This is a genomic window from Soehngenia sp. (assembly GCF_055108775.1).
In genome coordinates, this window is record NZ_JBSQIL010000085.1 from 1 (window position 1) to 6,286 (window position 6,286).

The following is a 6,286-nucleotide window of genomic DNA, read 5'->3' on the forward strand; positions in this document are numbered from 1 at the left end:
TAGTATATGGCTTACATGTCCCTCTGCACTGCAGCCTATGTAATCTGTCTGGTACTGGTTTCTTATCCCATCCCAGTTGTTCAAAATATAGGTTCTTGCCTCCATTACTGCTCTCTTCTTCGTTTCATGCTCCGTTTCACCAATAATTCCTTCAAACAGTTCTTTTAGATTTTCTTTGTCCCCTTTGTTGATATATTCCCACATAAAAGATTTTGCATAGGGCATGTGCCCAGTTGCCACCGTCACATATTTCGACAGATGATATCGATCAAGTACATAGGTGCTCCCCTTGATCCAACCAACTCCATTGCGGATCCATCTGGCTCCGTCTCCTGACAAGTATATCTTTTCAACTTTATCCATGTCATATGCCTCATCTAGATAGTCGACCACTTCCACCCACAGTTCATCGCTGTTGGAATACATTCCACTGAAATATCGGGCATTTATAAGCTCCCACCGGTCTTTTCCTACCTGCACCTTTCCTTCATGGACATATACCAGCTTTGGTTCAAGGCAGCCTCCCTTTTGGTTGGCCACATGATCCTCATCTGCCTCAACAAACAATACCTTCACTGCTTTTTTTTCATGTGCAACTTTAACAGCGTCATTCCTTACTCCACCCAATTCCCGTATGCTGTTCATCACCGTCTGTGATGTCAATGTTATAGCTTCTGTCGCCTTTTGTCCGCTCTTTGAATATGCCATATCGCATGCTTCTTCGACCAACTTTGCTTTTAAAGACGCATCCATTCGGTCATGGGATTGTATACCGACCATTTCATCTGATAGGTAGCAGAATTCTCCCGTCTTCTTATTTTTGTAGTAAGTCCTTTCATACGCCACATCACCAAATATTGTTGATAAACTCTTGGGATCTTCCTTGCTTTTTACCACCCAGCTTCTTTTTCGGTCGTTACTTTCTTTCACAGCTTGATCCATTGATTCCAATGCTTCTTTCACAAGCTTGACTCCAACCTGATCCATCATTTTCTTTGTCTCCAGGATGAATTCAGATATATCTTTGCCTTAGGTCATTAGCTTTTTTAGCTCTTCTTCAAAGTTTTTGCTGATTGTCTGTGCAATTTCTTGTATAATAGTTGTCATAAGAGCACTCCTTTGTCGTTGATGGTGTTTGACGATTCTATGATACCACAAGGGTGTTGCTCTTATTTTATTTTCTATTCATTTTTCCCATAGTAATTTTACACTAACAGAAGATATAAATGCAAATTGCAACATATCAATGAAATTATTAACGCTTTTAGATGTATTGAATAATTCTGACTCATCAAATATAATTAAGTTAAATCAGCGATGAGATAAAATTATTTGGTATTTAGAACTGTATATTACAATTAAAAATGAAATACTATATCGAAATTTAAATAATGGATTGTGTCTATAAAAAAATATGATACATAATTGCAATATATAAGTTGAATGAGAAAAGGAGAGGAGAAATTGTATCTTAAGCCAAGAACAAAAAAAATATTTGAGTTTTTATTAAATCAGACTGATTATATAAGTGCAAAGGAAATATCAAATAAGTTTAATGTAAGTACGCGCACTATTAGATATGATTTAGATGAAATAGAAGACATTCTAAAATCATCCAATATATTATTGGAAAAAGTTCCTAAATTGGGAATATTAATCAGAAGTTCAAAAGATCAAAAGGATAAAGTTTTAAATGAATTAAATTCAAAGACTCCGAAAGAAGTGTTTCTAACAAATGATCAAAAGAAGAAGTACATAATTTCTAAATTATTAGCAGCCGACAAACCAATTACAATTAATGATTTAAGTGAAGAACTTTGCTTAGGAAAATCTGTTGTAACAAGAATACTTAAAGATGTAGAAATATGGCTTGAAGAAAAAGATATCCAACTTGTAAAAAAACCGAAAATAGGTATATTTATTAAAACTAGTGAGAGTAATTGGAGAAAATCTGTAGCTGAACTATTAAGCTATGAAATAGACAACAAATATGTCGTTAGATATCTTGAAAAATTATCATCAGAGATAATAGAAACATCAACGAGTATGGATTATGTATCATCACAATATTTCAATATGATTTTTAATGGGATAGATATTAGCTTACTAGGTGAATTAATCACAAGACTTGAGAAAGAAACAAAAACGAAACTTGTAGATTCCTCTTTCATAGCATTAATGGTACATATTGCTTTAGCTGTTAAAAGATTAAAGTCTAAAAAGGCAATTTGTTTTGAAGCAGGAAACTTAGAAAAAATAATGAATAATCACGAGTTTAGCATAATAAAATCGGTCGTAAATGAATATCAAGAAAAATTTAATGTTGTAATCAATGATGACGAAATAGGTTATATAACATTACATTTGCTTGGTTCTAAAACTAAAACGCACAGAAAACAAGAAGATAATAATGGATTGAATAAACTTAGTATTTGCTTAATTAATAATATTGATAAAAAACTAAGTGAAAAAATTTTAATAGACGACCAATTGATAAAAGGGATAATGCTTCATCTAGAACCAGCTTTAGTCCGAATGTCCAACAAAATGTTTATAAATAACCCGATGTTAGAGGAAATAAAAGCCAAGTATAAAAATGTTTTCAATGTTGTAAAAACAGAATGTGAAAACTTATTTAGAAATTATGGTGTAGATCAAATTCCAGATGATGAAGTAGCATATATAACTCTTCATATTGGAGCAAGTATTGAAAGGTCTAAAAGAAAGATTAAAAATGAAGTAAAAACTTTATTGGTTTGTGGGAGCGGGTTTGGTACCGTTAAAATGCTTTCATCAAGAATGAAGTATGAATTCCCAAAATTAGAAATTGTAAAAGAAGTGTCGGTTTTAGACATAACAGATGATGATTTAAATTCAGTTGATCTTATTATATCTACAGTTGATTTTGATATTAGTTCAAATAAAAAAATAGTTAAAGTTTCACCATTATTGACTATGGAGGATATTAAAAAAATTGAAACTTTCTTAAGTGTTCAATTCATAGTTGAAAATAATAAATACAAGCCAAATATTGTAGAGTTATTATCAATTATTGAAAAACATTGTGAAATAAAAGATAGAGACGCATTAACAAGAGAATTAAAAGTAGAAATTTTTCAATATTACGAAAAAGGAGATGATTTGCCAATGTTATCAGATGTGTTGAAAGAAGAAAATATAAACTTATGTCACCATGCAAATAATTGGGAAGAAGCTGTATGTGAGGCTGGACGGTTATTAGTAGAAGCTGATTGTGCAGAGCCTAGATATATTGATGCTATGATTGAATCGGTTAAAGAACTGGGACCTTATATTGTAATAGCAAAAGGAATTGCGATGCCACATGCCAGACCAGGGAATGGTTCTAAAAAGGTTTCAATGAGTTTAGTTAGGCTAAATAAACCTGTAGAATTCGGTAACAAAGATAATGACCCAGTAGATTTGGTTTTCGCGTTAAGTGCAACTGACAACAACTCGCATTTACAAATTATGGCTGATTTAAGTTCCATCTTAAGTAATGAAAATTATATAAAAATTATAAGGGAAAGTAATGATATTAGAGAAGTGCTTAATTTAATTGAGAAAGCGTCTGAAGGGGGTATTGTTAATGGCAGGTATGAGTAAAAGAGTTGAAAAGTTAAGAAAGACAGTGATTGAAGCGCAACCTGAAATATGCATTGAAAGAGCTAGAATAATAACTGATGTCTATAGAAAACATGAGGATATGCCTATTGTTATTAAAAGAGCAAAAATGGTTGAAGAAGTTTTAGGCAACATGTCGATTTATATTGAAGATGGAGAGTTGATTGTTGGAAACCAGGCATATAAGACTAGAACTGCACCAATCTTTCCAGAATATTCGTGGGATTGGATTTACAATGAAATCGATGAGTTTGAAAAAAGAGATGGGGATAGGTTTTATTTAAAAGAAGAATATAAAGATGAATTAAAAGAAATACTACAATTTTGGAAAGGGAAAACTTTAAAAGATAGAGTCTACCAGACGCAAACTCAAGATGTTCTAAAAGATAAAAAATATGTAGGCGTTTTAGGTTGGGAGGGAAATGTTACTGCGGGTGATGGTCATATAATCGTTGATTATGAAATGATACTTGACTTAGGTTTTGGTGGTTTAAAGAACAAAGCAGAAGACAAACTAAGAAATTTAGATGATACTGATCCGGATGATTTAAGGCAAAGAAAATTTTTGCAGGCAGTAATAATTACAACTGAAGGTTGTACTAAATTTATTAAAAGATATGCAGATTTAGCTGAAGAATTAATTAGTAAGACTGATATAGTTGCTAAAAAAAATGAATTAGAGAAGATTCATATGGTATGCAAAAATATTGCTGTGAAACCGCCTGGAAATTTATATGAAGCTATTCAGCTGTTATACTTTGTGCATTTAATACTCCAAATTGAAGCAAATGGTCATTCAATGTCTTTAGGGAGAGTTGATCAATATCTATATAAATATTATAAGAATGATATTGATTCTGGAATTATAGATAAAGAATTTGCTAAAGAGTTAATGGACTGTTTTTATATTAAAATTTTTTCAATAATTAAATTACGTCCTTGGTCGCATACAAAATTTGTTGCGGGTTATCCAACATATCAAAATATCATTGTTGGGGGTCAGGATGTTGATGGTAATGATCAGACTAATGAACTGACCTATTTAATGCTAGAATCTTTAGGTGATATTAAGTTGAGTGAGCCGAATTTTTACGTGAGAATTCATAAAAATTCACCGGAAAAACTTCTGAGAATGTGCGTTGATATTATTAAAGAGGGATTTGGTATGCCTGCGCTAGTGAATGATGAAGTTATAATACCATCACTTATACTCAGGGGTGTTGAGAAAGAAGATGCCTATAATTATGCAACAATGGGTTGTTTGGAGGTTCAAGTACCTGGGAAATGGGGTTATAGGGCAAATGGAAAGAGTAAGTTAAACTTATTAAAAGTGTTAGAGTTAGCTTTGAATAATGGTGTAGATGCTAGGAGTGGAATACAACTAGAAAAGGGGTTAGGGAGTTTAGATGATTTTACATCATTTGAGATGGTGATGAAATCTTGGGAAAAGCAATTAAAGTATTTTACAAGATTACATGTTACAGCTGATAATATTAACGATTTAGCTATGGAAGAGTTAGTGCCAGATATTCTTTGTTCTGCATTGGTGCAAGATTGTATAGGAAGAGGGAAGACTATTAAAGAAGGTGGGGCTATTTATGATATGATAAGTGGTTGCCAAGTCGGAGTGCCAAATGTTGGGAATTCTTTATATGCAATCAAAAAATTGTGTTTTGATGAAAAAAAAATAACATTGAGTGATTTAAAAAAAGCTTTAGATAATGATTTTGATGGGGTTGAGGGTGAAAAAATTAGGCAGATATTATTAAATCATGCAGAAAAATATGGGAATGACATCGATGAAGTTGATAACCTGACAAAAGAGGCGTATGACATTTTTATTAAGGATATTGTAAAGTATAAGAATACTCGATATGGAAGGGGACCAAAAGGAGGTATTTTTATGCCTGCGACGGTAACTATTTCTGCCAATGTACCCTGTGGGAAGGCATGTGGGGCAAGTGCTGATGGAAGAAAGGCTAATCAACCAACGGCGGATGGTGTATCACCTATGCATGGTACTGAAAAATTTGGTCCTACGGCAGTATTTAATTCAGTTTCAAAATTATCTACTTTGTTAACAACTGGCGGACAATTACTAAATATGAGATTTCAACCTAATATATTGAAAAATGATTCCGATACAAATAAATTCATTGCATTAATAAAAACATTTTTTTCTAAAATGGGATGGCATGTTCAATTTAATATTATCTCGACAGATGTACTTAAGAAAGCACAGGAAAATCCAGAAGAATACAGAGATTTAGTAGTTAGAGTGGCTGGGTACAGTGCATTATTTACAGCACTAGACCCTATACAGCAACAAGATATAATTAGTAGATCTGAATATTATTTATAGAAAGGGGGGGAGATATGAAAATAGCAACAGCATGTGGGTGTGGATTAGGGACTTGTCTATTATTGAAAATGACATGTGAAAGAGCTTTGAAAGAAATGGGCATAACAAATTTCAATGTTGCCCATGGGGATTTAGGGACTATGATTAACGCTGATTGTGACTTCTTTGTAATTACGTCTGACTTAGAAAAACATTTTGACGGATTAGGCAAAAAATATATGTCAGTGCAAAATGTTGCAGGAACTGATGAAATGAAAGAAAAATTGCAAACTATCATCGAAG

Annotated in this window: 4 protein-coding genes; 3 read left to right on the forward strand and 1 reads right to left on the reverse strand. The window is 32.6% G+C overall.

Features of this window, described 5'->3' with window-relative positions; translation table 11 throughout:
• The coding region (locus ACTB1H_RS08765) for an ISLre2 family transposase (RefSeq protein ID WP_463262469.1) at positions 1–1,020 on the reverse strand (1,020 nt) is incomplete at its 3' end.
• Between the two features lie 444 nt (positions 1,021–1,464).
• Here ACTB1H_RS08765 and ACTB1H_RS08770 point away from each other — a divergent pair.
• The 3 genes from ACTB1H_RS08770 to ACTB1H_RS08780 all read left to right on the forward strand — a co-directional run.
• Complete coding sequence (locus ACTB1H_RS08770) at positions 1,465–3,624, forward strand: BglG family transcription antiterminator (RefSeq protein ID WP_463262466.1); 2,160 nt, start codon at positions 1,465–1,467, stop codon at positions 3,622–3,624.
• On the forward strand, positions 3,608–6,004 hold the full coding sequence (locus ACTB1H_RS08775; protein WP_463262467.1) for a glycyl radical protein: 2,397 nt from the start codon (positions 3,608–3,610) through the stop codon (positions 6,002–6,004). The genes ACTB1H_RS08770 and ACTB1H_RS08775 overlap by 17 nt, the downstream gene beginning before the upstream one ends.
• A 14-nt stretch (positions 6,005–6,018) precedes the next feature.
• A partial coding sequence (locus tag ACTB1H_RS08780) for a PTS sugar transporter subunit IIB (protein ID WP_463262468.1) occupies positions 6,019–6,286 on the forward strand: 268 nt, incomplete at its 3' end.